At 65.5% G+C, this 22,434-nt stretch carries 19 protein-coding genes and 1 pseudogene; 11 read left to right on the top strand and 9 right to left on the bottom strand.

Features of this window, described 5'->3' with window-relative positions; all coding sequences use genetic code 11:
• Nucleotides 1-45: 45 nt before the first annotated feature.
• Nucleotides 46-1,002: a LysR family transcriptional regulator gene (locus CAG31_RS02925; RefSeq protein WP_085577977.1), complete on the bottom strand. Its 957-nt coding sequence runs from the start codon at nt 1,000-1,002 to the stop codon at nt 46-48.
• 110 nt (nt 1,003-1,112) lie between these two features.
• Between CAG31_RS02925 and CAG31_RS02920 the strand changes: the two genes are divergently transcribed.
• Nucleotides 1,113-1,862 carry a sulfite exporter TauE/SafE family protein gene (locus tag CAG31_RS02920; RefSeq protein ID WP_085577976.1) on the top strand — a complete coding sequence of 250 codons (750 nt, stop codon included), beginning with the start codon at nt 1,113-1,115 and terminating at the stop codon, nt 1,860-1,862.
• Here CAG31_RS02920 and CAG31_RS02915 read toward each other — a convergent pair.
• On the bottom strand, nt 1,852-2,706 hold the full coding sequence (locus CAG31_RS02915) for a LysR substrate-binding domain-containing protein (protein ID WP_085577975.1): 855 nt from the start codon (nt 2,704-2,706) through the stop codon (nt 1,852-1,854). The two genes, CAG31_RS02920 and CAG31_RS02915, sit on opposite strands and share 11 nt — an antisense overlap.
• 96 nt (nt 2,707-2,802) lie before the next feature.
• Between CAG31_RS02915 and CAG31_RS02910 the strand changes: the two genes are divergently transcribed.
• Together CAG31_RS02910 and CAG31_RS02905 are read left to right on the top strand one after the other, a co-directional pair.
• Complete coding sequence (locus CAG31_RS02910; protein WP_085577974.1) at nt 2,803-3,018, top strand: DUF1127 domain-containing protein; 216 nt, start codon at nt 2,803-2,805, stop codon at nt 3,016-3,018.
• A 73-nt stretch (nt 3,019-3,091) separates the two neighbouring features.
• On the top strand, nt 3,092-4,318 hold the full coding sequence (locus tag CAG31_RS02905) for a winged helix-turn-helix domain-containing protein (protein ID WP_085577973.1): 1,227 nt from the start codon (nt 3,092-3,094) through the stop codon (nt 4,316-4,318).
• A 99-nt stretch (nt 4,319-4,417) separates the two neighbouring features.
• On the opposite strand, the gene CAG31_RS02900 is transcribed toward CAG31_RS02905, so the two are convergent.
• Nucleotides 4,418-5,764 carry a class II 3-deoxy-7-phosphoheptulonate synthase gene (locus tag CAG31_RS02900; protein WP_085577972.1) on the bottom strand — a complete coding sequence of 449 codons (1,347 nt, stop codon included), beginning with the start codon at nt 5,762-5,764 and terminating at the stop codon, nt 4,418-4,420.
• Nucleotides 5,765-5,914: 150 nt separating this feature from the next.
• Between CAG31_RS02900 and CAG31_RS02895 the strand changes: the two genes are divergently transcribed.
• Nucleotides 5,915-6,670 carry a spermidine synthase gene (locus CAG31_RS02895; RefSeq protein ID WP_085577971.1) on the top strand — a complete coding sequence of 252 codons (756 nt, stop codon included), beginning with the start codon at nt 5,915-5,917 and terminating at the stop codon, nt 6,668-6,670.
• 110 nt (nt 6,671-6,780) lie between these two features.
• Here the strand turns inward: CAG31_RS02895 and CAG31_RS02890 are convergent, their stop codons facing one another.
• Nucleotides 6,781-7,572 carry a crotonase/enoyl-CoA hydratase family protein gene (locus CAG31_RS02890; protein WP_085577970.1) on the bottom strand — a complete coding sequence of 264 codons (792 nt, stop codon included), beginning with the start codon at nt 7,570-7,572 and terminating at the stop codon, nt 6,781-6,783.
• Nucleotides 7,573-7,959: 387 nt separating this feature from the next.
• Between CAG31_RS02890 and CAG31_RS02880 the strand changes: the two are divergent.
• Nucleotides 7,960-9,664: pseudogene (locus tag CAG31_RS02880) on the top strand (DEAD/DEAH box helicase).
• Nucleotides 9,665-9,791: 127 nt separating this feature from the next.
• Here CAG31_RS02880 and CAG31_RS02875 read toward each other — a convergent pair.
• Nucleotides 9,792-10,559: a class III extradiol ring-cleavage dioxygenase gene (locus CAG31_RS02875; RefSeq protein WP_085577968.1), complete on the bottom strand. Its 768-nt coding sequence runs from the start codon at nt 10,557-10,559 to the stop codon at nt 9,792-9,794.
• Nucleotides 10,560-10,663: 104 nt separating this feature from the next.
• Between CAG31_RS02875 and CAG31_RS02870 the strand changes: the two genes are divergently transcribed.
• Nucleotides 10,664-11,329, top strand: a complete 666-nt coding sequence (locus CAG31_RS02870; protein ID WP_085577967.1) for a thiopurine S-methyltransferase — start codon at nt 10,664-10,666, stop codon at nt 11,327-11,329.
• Between the two features lie 221 nt (nt 11,330-11,550).
• On the opposite strand, the gene htpX is transcribed toward CAG31_RS02870, so the two are convergent.
• Nucleotides 11,551-12,438, bottom strand: coding sequence for a protease HtpX (htpX, locus tag CAG31_RS02865; protein ID WP_085577966.1), 888 nt, complete (start codon nt 12,436-12,438; stop codon nt 11,551-11,553).
• Nucleotides 12,439-12,743: 305 nt separating this feature from the next.
• Complete coding sequence (locus CAG31_RS02860) at nt 12,744-13,955, bottom strand: pyridoxal phosphate-dependent aminotransferase (protein WP_007955711.1); 1,212 nt, start codon at nt 13,953-13,955, stop codon at nt 12,744-12,746.
• A 224-nt stretch (nt 13,956-14,179) separates the two neighbouring features.
• Here CAG31_RS02860 and msrB point away from each other — a divergent pair, with 224 nt between their 5' ends.
• The 3 genes from msrB to CAG31_RS02845 all read left to right on the top strand — a co-directional run bounded on the left by msrB (nt 14,180) and on the right by CAG31_RS02845 (nt 15,620).
• Nucleotides 14,180-14,575: a peptide-methionine (R)-S-oxide reductase MsrB gene (gene msrB / locus CAG31_RS02855; protein ID WP_085578271.1), complete on the top strand. Its 396-nt coding sequence runs from the start codon at nt 14,180-14,182 to the stop codon at nt 14,573-14,575.
• 101 nt (nt 14,576-14,676) lie between these two features.
• Entirely contained in the window at nt 14,677-15,162 is a 486-nt protein-coding gene (locus tag CAG31_RS02850; protein WP_085577965.1) for a glutathione peroxidase, read from the top strand.
• A complete protein-coding gene (locus CAG31_RS02845) occupies nt 15,159-15,620 on the top strand; it encodes a MarR family winged helix-turn-helix transcriptional regulator (RefSeq protein ID WP_085577964.1) in 462 nt (153 codons plus the stop codon). The genes CAG31_RS02850 and CAG31_RS02845 overlap by 4 nt, the downstream gene beginning before the upstream one ends.
• Here CAG31_RS02845 and CAG31_RS02840 read toward each other — a convergent pair.
• On the bottom strand, nt 15,604-17,925 hold the full coding sequence (locus tag CAG31_RS02840) for a response regulator (protein WP_085577963.1): 2,322 nt from the start codon (nt 17,923-17,925) through the stop codon (nt 15,604-15,606). The two genes, CAG31_RS02845 and CAG31_RS02840, sit on opposite strands and share 17 nt — an antisense overlap.
• 170 nt (nt 17,926-18,095) lie before the next feature.
• On the opposite strand from CAG31_RS02840, the gene CAG31_RS02835 reads away from it, so the two are divergent.
• Both CAG31_RS02835 and CAG31_RS02830 read left to right on the top strand, forming a co-directional pair.
• Complete coding sequence (locus tag CAG31_RS02835) at nt 18,096-18,986, top strand: ATP-binding protein (RefSeq protein ID WP_085577962.1); 891 nt, start codon at nt 18,096-18,098, stop codon at nt 18,984-18,986.
• Nucleotides 18,983-19,465 (top strand): GAF domain-containing protein, encoded by a 483-nt coding sequence (locus CAG31_RS02830; protein WP_085577961.1) that lies wholly within the window; start codon nt 18,983-18,985, stop codon nt 19,463-19,465. The genes CAG31_RS02835 and CAG31_RS02830 overlap by 4 nt, the downstream gene beginning before the upstream one ends.
• Here CAG31_RS02830 and CAG31_RS02825 read toward each other — a convergent pair whose 3' ends face one another.
• On the bottom strand, nt 19,466-22,411 hold the full coding sequence (locus CAG31_RS02825) for an HD domain-containing phosphohydrolase (RefSeq protein ID WP_085577960.1): 2,946 nt from the start codon (nt 22,409-22,411) through the stop codon (nt 19,466-19,468).
• Nucleotides 22,412-22,434 lie beyond the last annotated feature (23 nt).

The following is a 22,434-nucleotide window of genomic DNA, read 5'->3' as shown; positions in this document are numbered from 1 at the left end:
CGAACCTTTAATGCGCCACACAATTCTGGCCGGGCGCGGCATCGGTCAGTGCCGGCCCAGCTCCCGTTGCAGCGCCAGATCCCAGGGCGGCACCGGGCTGAAGCGGGTCTTGAGGTACTCCAGCAACAGGCGGCTGCGTGAGCTGGCCTGCTGTGCCAGACGCAAGGCATAGATGACGGCGGGTTCCGGTTTGGGCAGACCGTGTTCGCAGAACAGCGGCAGCAGCTCGCCGCGCAGCAGGTATTCGCTGGCCAGCCAGGTCGGCAGGTGGGCGATGCCGAGGCCGGCCAGGGCGCCGCACACCAGTGCCTCGGCGTTGTTGGCGCTCATGCGGATCCGGCCCGGCCGGTGCAGCTGCATTTTCCCCTCGTGTTCGAAGCGCCAGGCGAAGGGCGGGGCGAGGCCGTCCCAGTCCAGGCCGTCATGGTCGCTCAGTTGCGCGGGGTCGGCCGGCATGCCCCGGCGTTTCAGGTAGTCGGGGCTGGCGCAGGCGATGCGCATCATGCTCGCCAGAGGCGTGGCGACCAGCCGGGTGTCGGCCAGTTGCCCGGCGCGCAGCACCAGATCGACCTTGCCCAGGTTCGAGCCGTGCATGTCGACGAAACTGTCGATCAGGTGCAACTGAACGTCCAGGCCCGGGTACAGCACCAGGAAATCGGCGATCACCGGCGCCAGGTGCCGGCGGCCGAACGCCGCCGAGGCATCGACCCGGATCAGGCCTTCCGGCGCGCTGCTCAGGGACACGGCCTCGGCCCGGGCCAGGCGCAGTTCGGCGACGATCCGCCGCGCCCGCTCGGCGAACGCCAGCCCGGCCGGCGTGGCGCGCACGGCGTGGGTGCTACGGATGAACAGTTGGCTGCCCACCGCCGATTCCAGGCTGTCGATGCGCCGCGCCACGGCCGAAGGTGTCAGCGGATGACGCCGGGACGCTGCCGAAAAGCTGCCGCTTTCCAGCACGTCGAGGAACAGGCCGAGCTGTTCGGTCAATTGATTGGGGTTCATGAAAGGTCGTTGCCTTTGCGAATTTGGCACAGCCATTGTGCGTTGCTGTGCGTTTCCGAGCCAGCACCGACTGCGTAGGATGACCCCCATGACGTAAGAGGAGTACTGCTGTGATCGAGTTTCTGCTGTACCTGCTGTTTGGCGCCGCCCTCGGCACACTGGGCGGCGTGTTCGGGATCGGTGGCGGCCTGATCGCCATTCCTTTGCTCGGCGCCTGGTTCGGGCTCGATCAGCAATTGGCCCAAGGCACGGCCCTGGTGATGGTGGTGCCCAACGTGATGCTGGCGCTGTGGCGCTATCACCAGCGCAACCGCATCGAACTGCATCACGCGCTGCCGCTGGCGGTGATGGGATTCTGCTTTGCCTGGATCGGATCGGTCTGGGCGGTGCGGATCGACGCGCAGACCATGCGCATCGGTTTTGTGGCGTTCCTGGTGGCGCTGTCGGCCTACAACGTGCTGCGTATGTTCGGCGGCAAGGCGGCGACGACATCTGAGATGCGTTATTCATGGCCATGGCTGGGCGTGCTCGGCGCGGCCTCCGGCACCATGGGCGGCCTGTTCGGCGTGGGCGGGGCGGTGGTGGCGACGCCGGTGCTGACCAGCCTGTTCGGCACCACCCAGGTGGTCGCCCAGGGCCTGTCGCTGGCGTTGGCGCTGCCCAGCACCGGGGTCACGCTGGTGACCTACGCGGTGCACCGGGAAGTGGACTGGATGATCGGCCTGCCGCTGGCGGCGGGCGGGTTGTTGAGCATCAGCTGGGGCGTGCGCATCGCCCACGCGATGCCGGAAAAGCTGCTGCGCGGGCTGTTCTGCGGTTTCCTGGTACTGAGCGCGGTGATGCTCGCCCTTAAAGTTTGAAGCCTTCGACGATATGCTCGGCCAGGCACTCGGTGATCGGCGACGGGTTGTTGAGGTTGCGGATCAGCATGATGCTGGCCTCCGGCAGCAGCGGCAGGTCTTCGTCGGCGCCGAGGATGCGCATGTCCGGGGTGATCAGGCTTTCCAACTGCGCGGTGATGGCCAGCCCCGCGCTCACCACCGCCATCAGCGCCGACAGGCTGGTGCTGTTGTAGGCGATGCGGTATTCGCGGCCCATGGCGTCCAGCGCGTTGCAGGCCCAGAGGCGGCAGAAACAGTCGCTGTTGAACATCGCCAGCGGCAGGGGTGTCTGTTCGTGGGCGCTGAAGTTCTGCGCTTCGGCCCAGACGAAGCGTTCCTTGCGCAGCAACTGGCCGATCTCGCTGCCCGGCTCGCGGGTGACGATCGACAGGTCGAGGTCGGTGCGCTGCAGCAACTGCTTGGTCGATTCGCAGTGCACCTCGATCTGGATCAGCGGATAGAACTGGGCGAAGCGCGACAGGATCCCCGGCAGGAAACGCATCACGTAGTCATCCGGAGTGCCGATGCGCACGGTGCCGACCATGTGCGGCTCGCGCAGGGTGTTGAACACTTCGCTGTGCAGCTTGAGGATGCGCCGGGCGTAGCCCAGCAGCACCTGGCCCTCGGCGGTCAGGCGCACTTGGCGGCCGTCGCGCTCGAACAGCTGGCGCTGCAGCACGTCTTCCTCCAGGCGCTTCATCTGCATGCTTACCGCCGACTGGGTGCGGTTGACCATTTCGCCGGCGCGGGTGAAGCCACCCTGATCGGCAATCGCGACGAAGGTGCGCAGGACATCGGTATCGATACTGGGGTAGGCGGACATTCATCAATCTCCGAGATGCATGCCATCAGAAACATTCGTTGGATTGATCGTAGACCCGGGGCGAGACTGAAGCCATCCCTAAAGGAGGGCAACACGATGAAAGGTCAAAGCGAATATGTAACTGACGAAAAAGTGTCCGGCCATCTCGTTTCCGATCTGCTGCACAAGTTCAGCCGCTGGTACGAGCTGCACCGCGAGCGCGAGCTGCTCGCCGGCCTGAGCGACGAAGCGCTGAAGGACATCGGCGTCAGCCGTGCCGATGTCGAGCATGAAGCGGTGCGGCCGTTCTGGGACGACCCGATGCACAAATGATGACGGTGACTCGGGGGACGCTACACAAACCACTTTCAGGTGAGGTAGGTTGCGAGCAGACAAGGAGACGTTCATGCCCGCGACACTGTCCTTTTCCCTCAAACAGGCCCGGCGCCTGGCGCTGGCCGCCCAAGGATTCCACGGGCGCCAGCCGCCGGCCGTCAAGGCGCAGCACCTCAACCGGCTGATCGAACGGCTGGGCCTGCTGCAGATCGATTCCGTCAACGCGGTGGTGCGTTCGCACTACTTGCCGCTGTTTTCCCGCCTGGGTTCCTATTCCGCCGATTTGCTCGACCAGGCCGCCTGGAGTTCGGGGCGTCGCCGTACGCTGTTCGAATACTGGGGGCATGAAGCCTCGTTGCTGCCGCTGTCGATGTACCCGTTGATGGGCTGGCGCATGCAGCGGGCCCGGCGCGGCGAGGACATCTATCAGCAGTTGGCGCGCTTCGGGCGTGAACAGCAGGACACGATCCGACGGGTGTTGGCCTCGGTTCAAGAGCAGGGCGCCCTGGGGGCGGGCAGCCTGTCGACCCGCCAGGAAAAGGCCGGCCCTTGGTGGGACTGGAGCGCCGAAAAGCACGCGCTGGAGTGGCTGTTCGCGGCGGGTGAAGTCACCGTCGCCGGCCGGCGTGGCTTCGAGCGCCTGTATGACTTGCCGGAGCGGGTGATTCCGGGGTCGGTGCTGCAGCAGCCGCTGCCCGATGAAGCCGAGGCGCAACGGGGCTTGCTGCTGCACGCCGCCCAGGCGCTGGGGGTCGCGACGGAGAAGGACTTGCGCGATTACTTCCGTCTGAATCCGGGGGACGCCCGACCGCGCCTGGCGGAACTGGTCGAGGCCGGACAACTGCTCACCTGCGCAGTCGAGGGCTGGCGGCAAACCGCCTATTGCCTACCCGAGCCCAGGATCCCGCGCAAGGTCGCCGCCGCCGCGCTGCTGTCGCCGTTCGATTCGTTGATCTGGGAACGCAGCCGCACCGAGCGCCTGTTCGGTTTCCGCTATCGGCTGGAGATCTACACGCCGCCGCACAAGCGGGTCTATGGCTACTACGTGTTGCCGTTCCTGCACGATGAGCGGATCGCGGCGCGTGTGGACCTGCGGGCGGAGCGGGCGCAGGGGCAGTTGGCGGTGCATGCGGTGCACGAAGAGGAAAGCGGTCTGGATGAGGCGGGGATGCAGGCCTTGGCGCTGAACCTGAAGGCGCTGGCGGGTTGGCTGGGGCTTGAGCGGGTGCAGCTCAATTGCCGGCGGGAGAGTGCCGGCAGGTTGCGGCAGGCATTGGCACAGGTTGAAGGTGCTTGAGCCGACGCCATCGCCAGCAGACCGGCTCCCACATGAGGTGTGCGCGCGACACAGAACCCCTGTAGGGGCCAGCTTGTTGGCGATCGGAGCGATTCGCCCTTACCGGCGCACCTGCTTCAGCGTCTCGGCGATCAGGAACGCCAGCTCCAGCGACTGGTCGGCATTCATCCGCGGATCGCAATGCGTGTGGTAGCGGTCCGACAGCCCGTCCTCGGTGATCGGCCGTGCACCGCCGATGCACTCGGTCACGTTCTGCCCGGTCATCTCGATGTGGATGCCGCCGGCGTAGCTGCCTTCGGCCTGGTGCACCTGGAAGAACTGTTTCACCTCGCCGAGGATCTGCGCGAAGTCGCGGGTCTTGTAGCCGCTGCTGGCCTTGATCGTGTTGCCGTGCATCGGGTCGGAGCTCCACAGCACCTGCTTGCCCTCACGCTGCACGGCGCGGATCAGCGCCGGCAGGTGGTCGCCGACCTTGTTCGCGCCCATGCGGGCGATCAGGTTCAGGCGGCCCGGATCGTTGTCCGGGTTGAGCACGTCGATCAGGCGGATCAGGTCGTCGGGATCCATGCTCGGGCCGACCTTGACCCCGATCGGGTTGTTCACCCCGCGCAGGAACTCGACGTGGGCACCGTCGAGCTGACGGGTGCGGTCGCCGATCCACAGCATGTGCGCCGAGCAGTCGTAATAGTCGTTGGTCAGGCTGTCGCGGCGCACGAAGGCTTCTTCGTAGTTCAGCAGCAGCGCCTCGTGGGCGGTGAAGAAACTGGTTTCGCGCAGTTGCGGCGAACTGTCCATGCCGCAGGCGCGCATGAAGGCCAGGGTCTCGTCGATGCGGTCGGCCAGGTGGCTGTACTTTTCGGTCAGCGCCGAATTGGCGATGAAGTCCAGGTTCCACTTGTGCACCTGGTGCAGGTCGGCGAAGCCGCCCTGGGCGAACGCGCGCAGCAGGTTGAGGGTCGCGGTGGACTGGTGATAGGACTGCAGCAGGCGCTCGGGATCCGGCACACGGCTGGCGGCGTCGAAGCCGATGCCATTGACGATGTCGCCGCGGTAGGCCGGCAGGGTCACGCCGTCGATAGTCTCGTCGTTGGCCGAGCGGGGCTTGGCGAACTGGCCGGCCATGCGCCCGACCTTCACCACCGGGCAGCCGGCGGCGAAGGTCATGACCACCGCCATCTGCAGCAGCACCTTGAAGGTGTCGCGGATCTTCGCCGCCGAGAACTCGGCGAAGCTTTCGGCGCAGTCGCCGCCCTGGAGCAGGAACGCCCGGCCCTGGGTGACTTCGGCGAACTGGCGGCGCAATTCGCGGGCCTCGCCGGCGAACACCAGCGGCGGATAGCTGGCCAGGGTCTGTTCGACCTGGCGCAGGTGCGCGGCGTCGGGGTAGCGGGGTTGTTGCTGGATCGGCAGGGCGCGCCAGCTGTCAGGGCTCCAGTGTTGGCTCATCACGGTCTCTAGGGGTCTACGCACGGACCCCCATGGTAGCAGCAATTAGTGCGTGACCTGCTCCTGCCGATTGGCCGACAATCGCCGCTTTGCCACGGCGCCGCACGGGTGCCATCGCGTCACCGCGCCCGGTGACCGTCAGGAGATGAAATGACTGAGGAGCGCGTCGAGCGGTTGCTCGCCGAAGTGCAGGACGAGTTTGGCGTGATCCGCGTGCTGGAAGTGGCCGATTACCGCTTTCTGGAGTTCGGCGACGCCATCGAGCAGAGCTGCGTGTTCACCGCCGACCCGAGCTGGCTGGAGTACGACTACACCCGGGCGATGCTGATCGGCGCCTTGTGCCACGAGCAGCCGGAGAGTGCGCTGTTTCTGGGGCTGGGCGCGGGGACGCTGACCCAGGCCTGCCTGAAGTTCTTGCCGCTGGAAGACGTCGAGGCCATCGAGTTGCGCCCGGACGTGCCGCGCCTGGCCATCGAATACCTGGGGCTGGACGACGATCCGCGCCTGTACATCCGCGTGGGCGATGCCCTTGAACTGTTGCCGACCGCAGAGCCGGCGGATCTGATCTTCGTCGACCTGTACACCGACGTGGGCCCCGGCGCCGGGCACCTGGCCTGGAATTTCCTCGGCGACTGCCAGAAGCGCCTGAATCCCGGCGGCTGGCTGGTGATCAACCAGTGGGCCACCGATGACGGCAAGCCGTTGGGCGCGGCGTTGCTGCGCGGCCTCTATCACCGGCATTACTGGGAACTGCCGGTGAAGGAGGGCAACGTGATCCTGATCGTCCCGGCGGACCTTGACCAGGAACTGGACTTGCCGGCGCTGACCGCACGGGCCGAAGCGCTGTTGCCGAGGCTGGGTTATTCGCTGCAGTCGTTGATCAACGCGATTCGTCCGGCGACCTAGCCCTGCGGGATGCCGCGGTTCCTTCACGGGCAGGCTGGCCCCGGCCGTGAAACGCGATCCCCTGTGGGAGCCAGCCTGCTGGCGATGACGGATCTACAGGCGCCGCGTTATCAGACCCCTTTGAAGACCCCGGCCCGCCGCTCCACCAAAGACCGCACGCCTTCCCGTGCATCCTCGCTGGCCAGCAGTTTCTTCACCAGCGGCGGCAATCCTTGGGCCGCCGCCGTCTCGCCTTCATAACGGGCCTGGCGCGCCGACATCAGCGTCGCCTGCACCCCTAAAGGCGCCTGGCGGGCAATCCGCTCGGCCAGTTCGACGGCCCGGGGCAACAAGTCTTCGCTGGCCATGACTTCCTGCACCAGCCCCAGGCGCAACGCCTCATGGGCATCGAACTCGTCGCCGGTCAGCAGCCAGCGCATCGCGTTGCCCCAGCCGGCCACCTGATGAAAGCGCAACGTCGCACCGCCGAACGGAAAGATCCCGCGCTGGACTTCCATCTGGGCGAACCGGGTGTTGCTCGCGCACAGATTGATGTCGGCGGCGAGCATCAACTCGATGCCGATGGTCAGGCAGTAGCCTTGGGCCGCGACGATCACCGGTTTGCTGACCCTGGGGCCGGCGAACACGCCCCACGGATCGCAACCGCCGCTGGGCACCTGCCACCCTTGGGCGAGGGTGGCACTGGCGTTGACCAGGTCGAGCCCGGCGGTGAAATGCTCGCCGTGACCGAACACCACTGCGACCCTGGCGTCGCTGTCGGCCTCGAATTCGCCATAGGCCAGGCTCAGGTCATTGAGCAGGTTCAGGTCGAAGGCATTGCGCTTGGCGGCGCGGTCCAGGCCGATCAGGTACACATGTCCGAGTCGTTCACGGCTGACGCGACCGGCGGCGGGCTGATTCATGGGGATTTCCTCGGACGGGAAAATGAGGGGCAGCGACCACGTGCCGCAGGTAGATGAATCGTTTAAGCGTCATCGCCCGCAGGGCCGGGCCTTTGGAAAAATAGACCTTCGCCGGATTATCCGCAAAACCCCGTTACATCGCGGTGACAAACCTGTCGGGCCGACAAAAAAAGCTCCACTTTTGGGCAAATTCCGGTATAGTGCGCGCCGGCCTTTAACAGGGCCTCGTCCAGGTAGCGCATTCCCGAAGTCAGATTCGGTTGCTCGTCCGCATTGCGGGCTCTTCCTGACGACTCTTTTTTCCATCCATTCGTTTTCGCAAATCCCCGCCGACAAAGCTGCCAGGGCGACTCTTGAGTCTCAACACGGCATGTGCAGCTTTGGAGCATGGGTCTTTGCGGATGCACTTTGAGGCAGACCCATGACCCAGGAAATCGGCGGCTTCGCCGCTCTTGAACTTCATCCCAATATTGTCGCTGCAGTAGTCGCCACCGGCTATGAAGAGCCTTCGGCCATTCAGCAGCAGTCGATCCCGATCATCCTCGCCGGTCACGATATGATTGGCCAGGCGCAAACCGGCACCGGCAAGACCGCTGCCTTTGCCCTGCCTATCCTGCACCGCATCGATCCGTCCAAGCGCGAGCCGCAAGCTCTGATCCTGGCCCCAACCCGCGAGTTGGCGCTGCAAGTAGCAACCGCTTTCGAAACCTACGCCAAGCAAATGCCGGGCGTGACTGTTGTGGCCGTCTACGGCGGTGCGCCGATGGGCCCGCAACTGAAAGCCATCCGGAACGGCGCACAAATCGTTGTCGCCACCCCGGGCCGTCTGTGCGACCACCTGCGTCGCGACGAAAAAGTCCTCGCCACCGTGAACCACCTGGTTCTCGACGAAGCGGACGAAATGCTCAAACTGGGCTTCATGGACGACCTCGAAGTCATCTTCAAGGCCATGCCTGAATCCCGCCAGACCGTACTGTTCTCGGCCACCTTGCCGCAGTCGATCCGTGCGATCGCCGAGCGTCACCTCAAGGATCCGAAGCACGTCAAGATCCAGAGCAAGACCCAGACCGTCACCGCGATCGAGCAGGCCCACCTGCTGGTTCACGCCGACCAGAAGACTTCCGCCGTTCTCAGCCTGCTGGAAGTGGAAGACTTCGACGCCCTGATCATGTTCGTGCGCACCAAGCAAGCGACCCTGGATCTGGCCAGCGCCCTCGACGCCAAAGGCTACAAGGCCGCGGCGCTGAACGGCGACATCGCCCAGAACCAACGTGAGCGCGTGATCGACTCGCTCAAGGACGGCCGCCTGGACATCGTCGTCGCCACCGACGTCGCCGCCCGTGGCCTGGACGTGCCGCGCATCACCCACGTGTTCAACGTGGACATGCCGTACGATCCGGAATCCTACGTGCACCGTATCGGCCGTACCGGCCGTGCCGGTCGCGAAGGCCGGGCGCTGCTGCTGGTGACGCCGCGCGAGCGCCGCATGCTGCAGGTGATCGAGCGTGTGACCGGCCAGAAAGTGGCCGAAGTGCGCCTGCCGGACGCCCCGGCGATTCTCGATGCCCGCATCAAGAAGCTGACCAACAGCCTGGCGCCGCTGGTGGCCGATGCCGAAGCGACTCACGGCGATCTGCTGGATCGTCTGACCGCCGACATCGGTTGCAGCCCGCGTGCCCTCGCTGCCGCCCTGCTGCGCAAGGCCACCAACGGTCAGGCGCTGAACCTGGCGGCCATCGAGAAGGAGCGTCCGCTGGTGCCGAACAGCGCACCGCGCGGCGAGCGCCCTGACCGTGGCGAGCGTCCGGATCGCGGTGACCGCGAGCGCCGTGCGCCGATGCCGCTGGGCGAAGGCCGTGCCCGTTGCCGTACCGCGCTGGGCGCGCGTGACGGTATCGCGGCCAAGAACCTGCTGGGTGCCATCCTCAACGAAGGTGGCCTGGCACGTGACGCCATCGGTCGCATCCAGGTGCGTGACAGCTTCAGCCTCGTCGAGCTGCCGGAAGAAGGCCTGGATCGTCTCCTGGCCAAGCTGAAGGACACTCGCGTTGCAGGCAAGCAGCTGAAACTGCGTCGCTACCGCGAAGATTGATCGGCCTGCGGGCTGATTGATCGAGCGAAAAAAATCCCCGACCGGTTCGGGGATTTTTTTTTGCCTGCGGTTCGGGTCTGCGTGCACCCCGAACCTCTGTAGGCGCGAGCCTGCTCGCGAAGGGCGGTCAGTCGAAGCGGTAGATGTCCATGCCCAGTGCGCCCATGGTGAAGCCCTGATGGGCAACGCTGAACTTGCCTGCGGCGCCACGGGCGAAGTACAGCGGCAGCAGGTGTTCGTCGCTGGGGTGGCTGCGCACCGCATTCGGTGCTTGCCGGCGGTAGTCGTGCAGCGCGGTCTCGTCGTCCGCCACCAGTCGGTCGATCATCCAGTCGCGGAAGTCACGGGCCCAGGGTTCGACGCTGTCCGGGCCGGCATGCCAGTCCAGTTCGCGCAGGTTGTGGGTAATGCTGCCGGAGCCGATCAGCAGGATGCCTTCTGCGCGCAGGCCGGCCAGCGCCTGGCCGACCCGGGTCTGCAGCGCCGGGCCGCCGCGGGTGGGCAACGACACCTGCACGATCGGTATGTCGGCCTGCGGATACATCAGCGACAGCGGCACCCACACGCCATGGTCGAACGGACGTTGCGGGTCGAGGCGGGCGGGCAGGCCGTTGGCGGTCAGCCGTTCGGCGACTTCGCCGGCCAGTTGCGGATGGCCCGGTGCCGGGTACTGCACCTCGAACAGGGCACGGGGGAAGCCGCCGAAGTCATGCCAGGTCTCTGGCTGCGGGTGGCTGCCGACCAGCAGTTCATGGCTTTCCCAATGGGCGGAAACGATGACGATGGCCTTGGGCCGAGGCATATCGGCGGCCAGTCGCGCGAGGGCGGGGCCGCTGGCACCGGGCTCGAGCGCGAGCATGGGCGAGCCGTGCGAAATGAACAGGCTTGGAAACATGAAGGGGTTCCTGAGCGTTAAGATGGGCTCATCTTCATTCAGATCATTGATCTAAATCTAATATAAGTTTTAACGCGTTCTTATCGATTTTTTGGGAGTGATCCATGCAGCCCGAGTTTTGGCACAAGAAGTGGGAATCCAATCAGATCGGTTTTCATCTGTCGCAGGTGAACCCGTATCTGCAGCGGCATTGGCCGGGTTTGCCCGTGCCGCAGCAGGCGCGTGTGCTGGTGCCCTTGTGCGGCAAGAGCCTCGACTTGCTGTGGCTGGCCGGGCGCGGTCACCGGGTCTTGGGCGTGGAGTTGTCGCAGAAGGCCGTCGAGGACTTTTTCGGCGAGCAGCGGTTGCAGCCCCAGGTCAGCGAGGAGGGCGCCTTCAAGGTCTACCGGGCCGGTGCGATTGAGTTGATGTGCGGGGACTTCTTTGCCTTGACGGCGGAGGACGTGGCGGACTGCGCCGCGCTGTATGACCGGGCGGCGCTGATTGCCTTGCCTGCGCCGATGCGTGAACGCTATGCGGCGCATCTGCAGGTCATTCTGCCTACGGACCTGCATGGGTTGCTGATCACGCTGGATTACGACCAGGCGCAGATGCCCGGGCCGCCGTTTGCGGTGGCGGACGCTGAAGTGCAGCGCCTTTTGGGTGCCGCGTGGCAGGTGCGGATGCTGGAGGAGCAGGACGTGCTGGGGGACAGCTGGAAGTTTGTGCAGGCCGGGGTGACGCGGCTTGAGGAGCGGGTGTATCGGGTTTCCGGTCTTTCGATTTCTTGAGGGAATCGGGGGATCCGGTCTGTGCTTGCGCCTCTGTGGGAGCCAGCCTGCTGGCGATGGCGGCCTTACAGCCTGCGAGCCTTTATCTGTCGACCAGAAAGCATGTGAAAGCGGACAGGCCCAGGGCCGCGGCTCGACGAGGAAACCGGTTCGGTCACGCCAATGAACCGTATCAAAAAAAGGCCCGCATCGCTGCGGGCCTTTCTGTTGTTGCGTGGAAATCAACCGCGACGGCGCAGGGCGTCGATGCGTTCTTCCAGCGGCGGGTGGCTCATGAACATGCGGGCCAGGCCCTGCTTGATGCCGCCGTTGATGCCGAACGCGTTCAGGGTGTCGGGCATGTGCACCGGCAGGCCCTGTTCGGCGCGCAGGCGTTGCAGGGCGCCGATCATCGCGCTGGTGCCGGCCAGGCGTGCGCCGGCTTCGTCGGCACGGTATTCGCGCTTGCGCGAGAACCACATCACGATCGCGCTGGCCAGGATGCCCAGCACCAGTTCGGCGAAGATGGTCGCCACGTAGTAGGCGATGCCCTGGCCCTCTTCGTTCTTGAAGATGACCTTGTCGACGAAGTTGCCGATGATCCGGGCGAAGAACATCACGAAGGTGTTCACCACGCCCTGGATCAGCGCCAGGGTGACCATGTCGCCGTTGGCGACGTGGCCGATCTCGTGGGCCAGCACGGCCTTCACTTCATCGGGCGAAAAGCGCTCCAGCAGGCCCTGGCTGACGGCCACCAGTGCGTCGTTCTTGTTCCAGCCGGTGGCGAAGGCGTTGGCCTCGTAGGCCGGGAAGATCCCGACTTCGGGCATCTTGATCCCGGCTTCCCGGGACAGTTGCTCGACGGTTTGCAGCAGCCATTGCTCGTGCCGGGTGCGCGGCTGGCTGATGATCTGGGTGCCGGTGCTCATCTTCGCCATCCACTTGGAGATGAACAGCGAGAACAGGGAGCCGGCGAAACCAAAGACGGCACAGAAGACCAGCAGCTGATTGAGGTTGAGGTCAACCCCGTTGGCCGCCATGAACCCGTTGAAGCCGAACAGGCTCAGGGTGATGCTGGCTATCAGCACGACCGCCAGGTTAGTGGCCAAGAACAGCAGGATGCGCATCATGGTTGTAGAAATCTCCTCAAGCTAAAGATGTAGCGTACTGCGGGGTATATAAGGTGCGGCACCTGGCGATTCAACCGGGTGACTATTTCAAACTGTGTCCTACAGCGGATTCCGTGACGTTCGCCGCGTTTTCCGTCATCCGTCGGCACCGGGGCGTCGGACGACGGCCACCCGCCGACGCGGCACCGGCCGTGTATGGCCGGTGCGCATCGCAAGTCTAGAAGCTGTTTCGGGGCGGGTGACGCAGAAGTGTTGCTGAATCCGTCAGTGCGCAACGTTCGGCGCGTTGCGCAGCGGACCGCCGGTCACTGGCGGTAGGATTTGAGGAAGTTGCCGATCCGGCCGATGGCCATGTCCAGGTCATCGACCCGCGGCAAGGTGACGACGCGGAAGTGGTCAGGCCACGGCCAGTTGAACGCCGTGCCTTGCACCACCAGCAGCTTTTCGGACAGCAGCAGGTCGAGGACGAACTTCTCGTCGTTGTGGATCGGGCAGACCTTCGGGTCGATCTTGGGGAACGCGTAGAGCGCGCCCATCGGCTTGACGCAGCTGACGCCCGGAATGTCGTTGAGCAGCTCCCAGGTGCGGTTGCGCTGTTCCAGCAGGCGGCCTTGCGGCAGCACCAGGTCGTTGATGCTCTGGTAGCCGCCCAGGGCGGTCTGGATGGCGTGCTGGCTCGGCACGTTGGCGCACAGGCGCATGTTGGCCAGCATGTCGATGCCTTCGATGTAGCTGTGAGCGTTGTGTTTCGGCCCGGAAATGGCGATCCAGCCGGAGCGGAAACCGGCCACGCGGTACGACTTGGACAGACCGTTGAAGGTCAGGCACAAAAGGTCCGGCGCCAGCGAAGCGGTGCAGATGTGCACGGCGTCGTCGTAGAGGATCTTGTCGTAGATCTCGTCGGAGAACACCACCAGGTTGTGCTGGCGGGCCAGTTCGAGCATGCCCAGCAGCACTTCCTTCGAATACACCGCGCCGGTGGGGTTGTTCGGGTTGATGATCACCATCGCCTTGGTGTTCGGGGTGATCTTGGCCTTGATGTCGGCCAGGTCCGGGAACCAGTCGGCGCCCTCGTCGCACAGGTAATGCACCGCGTTGCCGCCGGCCAGGCTCACGGCGGCGGTCCACAGCGGGTAGTCCGGCGCCGGCACCAGCACTTCGTCGCCGTTGTTGAGCAGCGCCTGCAGCGACATCACGATGAGCTCGGACACGCCGTTGCCCAGGTAGATGTCTTCGATGCCGACGCCTTCGACCTGCTTCTGCTGGTAGTACTGCATGACGGCCTTGCGCGCGCTGAACAGGCCTTTGGAGTCGCTGTAGCCCTGGGCGGTCGGCAGGTTGCGGATCACATCCTGGAGGATTTCGTCCGGCGCTTCGAAACCAAAGGGCGCCGGGTTGCCGATGTTCAGCTTGAGGATGCGGTGGCCTTCCTCTTCCAGGCGTTTGGCGTGCTTGAGCACCGGGCCGCGAATGTCGTAGCAGACGTTGGCGAGCTTGTTCGATTTGCTGAACTGCATGGCGATGTGATCCCGAAAATGAACGATCCAGGCGGCGGGTGGACAACCGGGCTGGGATTCCTGCGTCTTCGCACAGGAAGGCATTCTGGGCGGCGGTTTCCGGAATTCGTTTGAATGCGCAGGAACCCGCTGCCAGACTGGCGTGTGACGAGGCGCAATCATACGTGCCGCCCGATCCGTGGAAAAGGTACAGATCGGGCTTTTTCAGCCGCTGAGGTGTGATGATGGAAAAGATCGAAAAAAACCTGGAGGAATGGCGTGCGATGCTCGATCCCGAGCAGTTCAACGTGTGCCGGCTGAGCGCCACCGAGCGCCCGTTCTCCGGCAAGTACAACGCCACCAAGACCGATGGCGTCTACCATTGCGTGTGCTGCAACGAGCCGCTGTTCGATTCGCAGACCAAGTTCGACTCCGGTTGCGGCTGGCCGAGTTTCTACGCGCCGATCGGCGAAAGCGCCATGATCGAGATCCGCGACCTGAGCCACGGCATGATCCGCACCGAAGTGAAGTGCGCCCGCTGCGACGCGCATCTGGGCCATGTGTTCCCCGACGGTCCGCCGCCCACCGGGCTGCGTTACTGCATCAACTCGGTGTGCCTGGATCTGGTGCCGCGCGGGTAGGTGTCGCCGGCGATCCACGGGTCGCCGTTCGGTAAATTAAATTGCACGCAATTTAATTGGTCGCTATTTTTATGGCTCCTTAACTTCCAAGAGTGCGCACCATGAGCGACAGCCTGCTGAACATCCCGTGCACCACCATCAAGGGCGAGCAGAAGACCCTCGCCGATTTCGCCGGCAAGGCGGTGCTGGTGGTGAACACCGCCAGCAAGTGCGGGTTCACCCCGCAGTACAAAGGGCTGGAGGAACTCTGGCAGAGCTACAGGGATCGCGGCCTGGTGGTGCTGGGGTTCCCGTGCAACCAGTTCGGCAAGCAGGAACCGGGCAACGAAGGCGCGATCAGCGAGTTCTGCGAGCTGAACTACGGCGTCAGTTTCCCGCTGTTCAAGAAGATCGACGTCAACGGCGCCGCTGCGCACCCGTTGTTCGTGCAGCTCAAGAAGCGTGCGCCGGGGGTGCTGGGCTCCCAAGGCATCAAATGGAACTTCACCAAGTTCCTGATCGGCAAGGACGGCAGCCTGGTCAAGCGCTTCGCCCCGGCCACCAAGCCGCAGGACCTGCGCCGCGAGATCGAAGACCTGCTCAAATGACCGACTTGCCCGCCGACGCGCTGAAGCTCGACACCCAGTTGTGCTTCAAGCTGTACGCCGCCTCCCGGGCGGTGATCCGCGCCTACCGGCCGATGCTCGATGAGCTCGGCCTGACCTACCCGCAGTACCTGGTGATGCTGGTGCTGTGGGAGTGGCAGGACGAGGCGCCCGAACAGCCGACCGTCAAGGCGCTGGGCGAGCGCCTGGCGCTGGACTCCGGCACGCTGACCCCGCTGCTCAAGCGTCTGGAGCAATTGGAGTGGGTGCAGCGCCGGCGTTCGGCACGGGACGAGCGCGAGGTGCACCTGAGCCTGACGCCGTCCGGACAGGCGCTGCGCGAGCAGGTCGGGCCGCTCAAGGCGCGGTTGCTGTGCGACAGCGGGGTCGACCTGGACCGGCTCGGCGAACTGCGCGACGGCCTCGACCGACTGCTGGGCCTGATCAAAGCGGCGTCATAGTCGGTATCCACTGGTCCAGCAGCGCCGCCAGCTCCTCGCGGCGGAACGGTTTGGCCAGATAGTCGCTCATCCCCGCCGCCCGGCAGCGCTCGCGCTCCTCGGACATGGCGTTGGCGGTCAGGGCCACGATCGGCAGATGGGGCCAGCGACCGCTGCGGCGGATCTGCCGGCTCGCCTCGTAGCCGTCCATCACTGGCATGTTGCAGTCCATCAGCACCAGGTCGAACGCGTCGTTCTCCAGTTGATCCAGCGCCTCGGCGCCATGGGCGGCCACCACGACATCGCAGCCGAGCTTGCCGAGCATGCCTTTGGCCACCAATTGGTTGACCGGATTGTCCTCCACCAGCAGCACGCGGCCGCGTCGCTGGGTCGGCAGGGTCTCCAGGCGGGCCTCGTCGAGGGTGGCGACGTTCGGCTGCAGGATCCGCCGCAGGGTCTGGTACAGCGCATTGCGGGCCAACGGACGGCCCTGCTGCTGCAGCGGCGCAAGGGCGGCGGCCTCTTCCGAAGGCATGAAGCTGCCGTAGGCGGTCACCAGCAGGATCGGGGCTTTGAGAGTAGGGCGCAGGCCGAACAGGCATTCCGGACAGTCCGTGATCAGCACGTCCGGCGACAGGCCCAGCAGCGAATCCTCGATCGAGCGCCGCTCGTACGCCAGGCCCCAGGTCGGCAGCAGGTTGTTCAGCAGCTCCGCCAGACCGCTGCTGGCGGCCGTGATGGCGAGCACCTTGCCGTGCAGCGGCGCCGGCGCCACGGCGCGGGTGTGGCAGGGCAGCGGCAGTTCGGCGCAGAACTGGCTGCCGAAACCGACTTCGGAACTGATCGTCAGGCGGCCCTGCATGGCTTCGCACAGGTTGTGCGTGAGCGCCAGGCCCAGACCGGTGCCGCCGAACTGCCGGGTGATGCCGGCGCCGGCCTGGGTGAACGGCTGGAAGATCTTCACCTGGGCTTCCCGGGCGATGCCGATGCCGGTGTCGCAGACTTCGATACGCACGCCGTCCTTGTGGGTGGTCAGGCGCACATCGACCCGGCCGAAGCGGGTGAACTTGAGGGCGTTGGACAGCAGGTTGCTGACGATCTGCCGTACCCGGGTCGGGTCGCCCAGCACCAGCGCGGGGAAGTGCGGGTCGATCAGGCAGGTCAGCTCGACGCTCGGCGCCGCGTTCTGCGACAGCAGGTTGGCGGTGTCCTCGATCAGCGAGCCGAGGTCGAACGGGATGTTCTCCAGCTCCAGTTGGCCGGCGTCGAACTTCGACAGGTCGAGGATATCGTTGAGCAGTTCCACCAGCACCTTGCCCGAGTCGTGGGCGATCGACAGCTGTTGTTGCTGTTCGGCGCTCAGGGGGCCGTCGAGGGACAGGGCGATCATGCCCAGCAGGCCGTTGAGCGGCGTGCGGATCTCATGGCTCATGTTGGCGAGGAACGCCGAGCGCGCTTCGGCCATGTCCAGCGCCGTGCTGCGGGCCACTTCCAGCTCCTGGTTGGACTGGCTGAGCCGGCTGTTGATCGCCTTGAGCTCGGCGGTGCGGGCCGAGACGATGTCTTCCAACTGGGCGAGGTAGTCGGTCAGGCGGTTCTCCGCGTTGCGTCGCTGCTGGATCTCCGTGGCGATGTTCTCGAACTGCTGGTTGGCGACCTCGACCAGCACGCCGATCTCGTCGTTGCCGTGCCCGTTCGGGCATTCGAGCGGCTTGGGTTGGGCGCTGCGCGGATCGCGGCCGCTGAGCTCGCGGATCACCCGCACCAGCGGTTTGGTCAGCATCACGTAGAACAGCGCCAAGAGGATACCGGTCAGGATCAGGCTGCGGGCGAAGCCGTTGAGCAGGGTGACTTCGGCCCGGCGTAGGAAGCGGCTGCCGAACGCGTAGGTGTCCACTTCCAGGCTCAGGGTGCCGAGGGACTCGTTGGGCAAGTGGTCGAGGTAGAGACGGTCCTCGAAGCGGCGCTTGGCGCCGAACAGGAAGTCGCTGACCATCCGGTAGCCGCTCTGGAACTCCGGGCGCTTGACGCTGGCCAGCACGTTGGCGTTGTTGTCGGTCAACTGCGCGGAGATGATGGCCGGCGAGCGCAGCAGGCCGAGGGTGAGCTCCTGGGCCAGTTCGGCGTCGATGTTGTAGGCGATGCGCGACGCCGGGTTGTGGCTGATTTCCAGCAGCGACAGGATTTCCCGGTTGATGGAGGCGTCTTCGCTGGCATAATCGATGCCGATCTGCAGCAGGCTGAGCAGCGTGCCCAGAATGAACCCGACCAGCACGGTGAGCCTGGCTTGCTTGTATGACAGCCGGTGGGTGAATTTGATATCCATGGGGTGTTGAATCACTTCCGTTTCCCTTCGCTGCTCAAGCATAGTCGATCATGTATGGATACCGGGGTTCCCGAATCGCCTTGTGACAAGGTCAGGAGCGGGGGTCGAACGTGGTAGGACGCGCATCGCTGCATCGTCATCATCTCTGTGAACGAGCCCGAGGAAAAGACGTGGATTCCCGATTGAATGCCTTTCTTGAGCGTGCCGAGTCGGTTCTGGCGCGGATCGAGCCGCTGTTGCCGGCGCCGCGCCCCGTCATCGACTGGAGCGCCTGCCTGGCGGCACGCTGGCAACGCGACGGCCGCAGCGGCTTTCTGCTGCCGCTGGAGGTCAGCCTCGACATGCGCCTGTCCGACCTGATCGGGGTCGAGCGGCAACTGGAGCAACTGGGGCAGAACACCCGCCAGTTCCTCGACGGCATGCCCGCCAACCATGCGCTGCTGTGGGGTTCGCGCGGCACCGGCAAGTCGTCCCTGGTGCGGGCGCTGTTGGCCGAGCATGCCGGCGCCGGGCTGCGGCTGATCGAGATCGAGCGCGATCACCTGGCGGACCTGCCGCGGGTGGTGGAGCAGATCGCCAAACTGCCGCAGCGCTTCGTGCTGTTCTGCGATGACCTGTCGTTCGAGGCCGGCGAAGGCGACTACCGGGTGCTCAAGAGTGTGCTGGACGGCTCCCTGGAGCAGGCGCCGGACAACGTGCTGCTGTACGCCACCTCCAACCGTCGCCATCTGGTGCCGGAAAAGGAAAGCGACAACGAAAACTGGAAACGCGTCGAAGGCGAACTGCACCCCAGCGAAGCGGTTGAGGACAAGATCGCCCTGTCGGACCGTTTCGGCCTGTGGCTGTCGTTCTACCCGTTCACCCAGGAACATTTCCTCAACGTCGTCGAGCACTGGATCGGCCAGCTGGCCGCCAAGGCCGGGCTGGCCTGGCAGCGCGACGAAGCGCTGGACATCCTCGCCGTGCGCTGGGCCACCGGCCGCGGCAACCGCAACGGACGTTGCGCGTACCAATTCGCCCGTTACTGGGTGGGACTGAAATTGTTGGAGCACAAGGCATGATTGATTTGAAGCAGAGCGGCCAGGGTCTTGAAGGCTACGGCCTGTTGGCCGCGCAACTGGAATCGCTGCTGGCGGACGAGCGCGATTTCATCGCCAACGCCGCGCAGTTCTCGGCGTTCCTGTTCACCCAGCTCGATGACCTGAACTGGGCCGGCTTCTACCTCAACCGCAACGAAGAGCTGGTGCTCGGCCCGTTCCAGGGCCAGATCGCCTGCGTGCGGATCCCGTTCGGCCGGGGCGTGTGCGGCACGGCGGCGGCCAGCCGGCAGACGCAGCGCGTCGAGGACGTCCATGCGTTCCCCGGCCACATCGCCTGCGACAGCGCGTCGAACAGCGAATTGGTGGTGCCGCTGGTCAAGGACGGGCGCCTGATCGGCGTACTGGATCTGGACAGCCCGAAGCTGTCGCGTTTCGGCGTCGCGGATCAGGCCGGCATCGAGCGTCTGGCCGACATTTTCCTGCGCCTGACCGACTGCTGATCAGGCCGCCAGGCCGGCCTTGCGCAACAGGCCGGCGGAATCCACCGCGTCGATCTGCCGGGGATCGAGGAAGCGCCGGGCGTATTGCAGGTAGATGCCTTCGCCGATGAACAGCCCGAACAGGTCGGCGTCGATGTGCGCCTCCCGGCACATGGTGGCCATGATGCCCAGCGCTTCGCTGAGGCTCTTGGCCTTCTTGTAGGGCCGGTCGGCGGCGGTGAGCGCCTCGAAGATGTCGGCGATCGCCATCATCCGGGCCGGCAGGCTCATTTCCTCGCGCTTGAGGCGTTTCGGGTAGCCGGTGCCGTCCATCTTCTCGTGGTGGCCGCCGGCGATCTCCGCGATGTTGCTCAGGTGCCCGGGGAAGGGCAGGTGGCTGAGCATCAGGATGGTCTGCACCATGTGGTGATTGATCACGTAGCGTTCTTCGCGGGTCAGGGTGCCCCGAGGGATGCTCAGGTTGTAGAGTTCGCCGCGGTTGTACTTGTAGCGCGGCACTTCCATCTTGAACCCCCAGGGATTGTCTTCGGCGATGAGCTCGCTGTCGGACCGTTCGAGCAGGTGCTCGGGCTTGTCGGCCAGCAGCGGCTCGCTGACCGGCAGCGTCGGCGCCGGCGTGCGCTCCTGGCGCCGGTTCTCTTCCCACGACACCCCCAGGCGGTCATCCAGCGTGCGCGTCCAGGTGCGCCGGGCGATGCTTGCCAGGCGCACCAGGTCTTCTTCGGCCATGGCCTCGGCGCCGAGGTTGCAGCGGGCGACGAACGCAAACTCGTCATCCAGCCCGGCCAGCGCGGCATCGCGCAGGCCGGCCAGCTGCGCTTCGTCGCCGCCCTGGGCCAAGGCCTGCCAATAGGCGATCCAGGCATCGCGCTTGAGCACCTCGAAGCGGGTGCGGATTTCGTGGATGCGATCGTTCAGGGTCTCAAGTTTGGTGGCCTTGTCCACCACGTATTCGGGCGTGGTGACCTTGCCGCAATCGTGCAGCCAGGCGGCGATGTGCAGCGCTTCCCACTCGTCTTCGTTCGGCCGGTACCCGCTGAACGCCGGCGCTTGGCTCGCCGCGGCGGCGTGGGCGAGCATCAGGGTCAGCTCCGGCACGCGCTGGCAGTGCCCGCCGGTGTAGGGGCTCTTGGCGTCGATCGCGCTGGCGAGCAACTGGATGAAGGCGTCGAGCAGTTGTTTCTGGCGCGCCTGCAGACGCTGGCTTTCGATGCTCACGGCCGCCGCGCCAGACACCGCCTGCAGAAAGGCGATGCGGTCGGGCCGCAGTTTTTCCCGGTCGGCGGCGGTGCCGCTATCGTTCACCAGCAGGACCAGCAGGCCGACCGTCTCGTTGTGCCGGTTGCGCAGGCGGATGCCGATCAGGTGCACCCGCGGTGCCGCCATGGCCAGCAGCACTTTCTGCAGGTCTTCGGCCTGCTCGAACCCCAGGTCGCTCACCACGTTGTCGGCTTGGGCCAGTTGCGCGAACCAGGCCGGGTTGTGGGCCGAGTCCAGCTGGCGGCCGAGGATGCCGAACCTGGCCAGCGGCTGGGTGACCCCGTCAAGCACCAGCCCGGAAGGCTCCATCCGGTTGCCGTCGTTTTCGCGCAGATAAATCAGGCCGCCCTGGGCCTGGGCGATCTGCACCGTCTCGAACAGCACCCGTTGCAGCAACGGCGCGAAGCGGGTTTCGGCGGTCAGGCTGTCGGTGATGCGGAAGAAGCTGGCCAGCGTGTCTTTCATGCGCGCCATCGACAGGCTCAACTGGTCGACCTCCAGCACCGGAGAGCGGCGGGTCAGGGGGAAGCCGAAATCGAAGCTGCGGATCGCATCGGCCTCCCTGACCAGCGCATGCAGGGGCTTGACCAGAATCCGCGACGTCAGCCAGCCCAGCGGCAGGCACAGCAGAAGCGTGGCGAGGGTGATCAGTGCACCTTGCCAGCGCAGGCGGTAGGCATCGGCCAGCAGTTCGTCCTCCGGCACCAGCAACGCCAGTTGCAGGCCATTGGGGCCGCCTTCGGCCAGGTGGCTGCGGGCGACGATCCATTGCCGGCCGTCGGCCTCCAGACGGTTGCCCCGTTGCCCGCCGTTCAGCAGCGCGTGCAGGCCCGGGCTCAGGTCGGCGGCCTTCGCCAGGCGCGCGCTGCGGTCGTCGACGATCAGGCGGGCGCTGTCCGGGTAGGCCACGGCGTTGCCGGCGGCGTCGAACAGGGCGACCTGGGTGGAAGGCGTCACGACGTGCTTGCTCAAGGTCGCCGAGAGCGCCGCCAGCGTGAGGTCGGCGGCGATCACGGCGTCCCCGCCGCTGCGCCGCGCCAGGGTGGTGCCGACGTGGCGGGTGGAGAAAAACACGTAGGGCTCGGTGGTGATCTGCCCGGCCTGCTGCGTGGCGCTGACGTACCAGGCCCGTTCGCGGGGGTCGTAGGGATCGTCGGGGTTGTCCTGGCGGCCGACCGGGTTCAGGGCCCGGTCGACGAACAGCGATTGCGAGCGGACCTTGCCGCCGCTGTCGCGCTCGATGCTCCAGACCTGGTAGGCGGCCGCCTCCGGCGCCTTGAGCAAGGCCTTAAGCCCGTCGGTGCGCAGGGGCCGCACCATGAAGAAATCGCCGTTGCCGTAACCCAGGTACAGCGAGGCCAGGTCAGGGTTGTCCGTGAGCGCCTGGCTGAACGGCTTGAGCAGCGCCATGCGGGCTTCGAGGCTGGTGGTGCGGGTTGCGGGGCTGTCCGCCAACAGGCTCAAGAGGTGGCGGATCTGCTCATAGGTGTTCTGCAGGTCCAGGCGCACATCCTGCTCGATGCGGTCGAACAGTTTCTCGCTGCTGGCGAAGATGATCTGGGTGGTCTGGCGATAGTTGAAGAGACCGAGCACCACGCCCGTGAGCAACAGCAAAAAGGTGAACATCACGCTGATGTGCACGTGCAGGGGGAACCGGCGTCGTTCCGGGCGCAGTGGGCTGGGCATTGCGGTCACTCCGTGATGGGAAA

Origin of the sequence: Pseudomonas sp. R25(2017), assembly GCF_002112565.1 — a bacterium.
In the GTDB taxonomy this organism is placed as follows: domain Bacteria; phylum Pseudomonadota; class Gammaproteobacteria; order Pseudomonadales; family Pseudomonadaceae; genus Aquipseudomonas; species Aquipseudomonas ekonensis.
This window is presented reverse-complemented; position numbering and strand designations above follow the sequence as displayed.

Bases quoted from the DNA above. Each gene is read 5' to 3' on its own strand.
- CAG31_RS02925 (WP_085577977.1), bottom strand. From the start codon at position 1,002: ATGAACCCCAATCAATTGACCGAACAGCTCGGCCTGTTCCTCGACGTG.
- CAG31_RS02915 (WP_085577975.1), bottom strand. From the start codon at position 2,706: ATGTCCGCCTACCCCAGTATCGATACCGATGTCCTGCGCACCTTCGTC.
- CAG31_RS02910 (WP_085577974.1), top strand. From the start codon at position 2,803: ATGAAAGGTCAAAGCGAATATGTAACTGACGAAAAAGTGTCCGGCCAT.
- CAG31_RS02905 (WP_085577973.1), top strand. From the start codon at position 3,092: ATGCCCGCGACACTGTCCTTTTCCCTCAAACAGGCCCGGCGCCTGGCG.
- CAG31_RS02900 (WP_085577972.1), bottom strand. From the start codon at position 5,764: ATGAGCCAACACTGGAGCCCTGACAGCTGGCGCGCCCTGCCGATCCAG.
- CAG31_RS02895 (WP_085577971.1), top strand. From the start codon at position 5,915: ATGACTGAGGAGCGCGTCGAGCGGTTGCTCGCCGAAGTGCAGGACGAG.
- CAG31_RS02890 (WP_085577970.1), bottom strand. From the start codon at position 7,572: ATGAATCAGCCCGCCGCCGGTCGCGTCAGCCGTGAACGACTCGGACAT.
- CAG31_RS02875 (WP_085577968.1), bottom strand. From the start codon at position 10,559: ATGTTTCCAAGCCTGTTCATTTCGCACGGCTCGCCCATGCTCGCGCTC.
- CAG31_RS02870 (WP_085577967.1), top strand. From the start codon at position 10,664: ATGCAGCCCGAGTTTTGGCACAAGAAGTGGGAATCCAATCAGATCGGT.
- htpX (WP_085577966.1), bottom strand. From the start codon at position 12,438: ATGATGCGCATCCTGCTGTTCTTGGCCACTAACCTGGCGGTCGTGCTG.
- CAG31_RS02860 (WP_007955711.1), bottom strand. From the start codon at position 13,955: ATGCAGTTCAGCAAATCGAACAAGCTCGCCAACGTCTGCTACGACATT.
- msrB (WP_085578271.1), top strand. From the start codon at position 14,180: ATGGAAAAGATCGAAAAAAACCTGGAGGAATGGCGTGCGATGCTCGAT.
- CAG31_RS02850 (WP_085577965.1), top strand. From the start codon at position 14,677: ATGAGCGACAGCCTGCTGAACATCCCGTGCACCACCATCAAGGGCGAG.
- CAG31_RS02845 (WP_085577964.1), top strand. From the start codon at position 15,159: ATGACCGACTTGCCCGCCGACGCGCTGAAGCTCGACACCCAGTTGTGC.
- CAG31_RS02840 (WP_085577963.1), bottom strand. From the start codon at position 17,925: ATGGATATCAAATTCACCCACCGGCTGTCATACAAGCAAGCCAGGCTC.
- CAG31_RS02830 (WP_085577961.1), top strand. From the start codon at position 18,983: ATGATTGATTTGAAGCAGAGCGGCCAGGGTCTTGAAGGCTACGGCCTG.
- CAG31_RS02825 (WP_085577960.1), bottom strand. From the start codon at position 22,411: ATGCCCAGCCCACTGCGCCCGGAACGACGCCGGTTCCCCCTGCACGTG.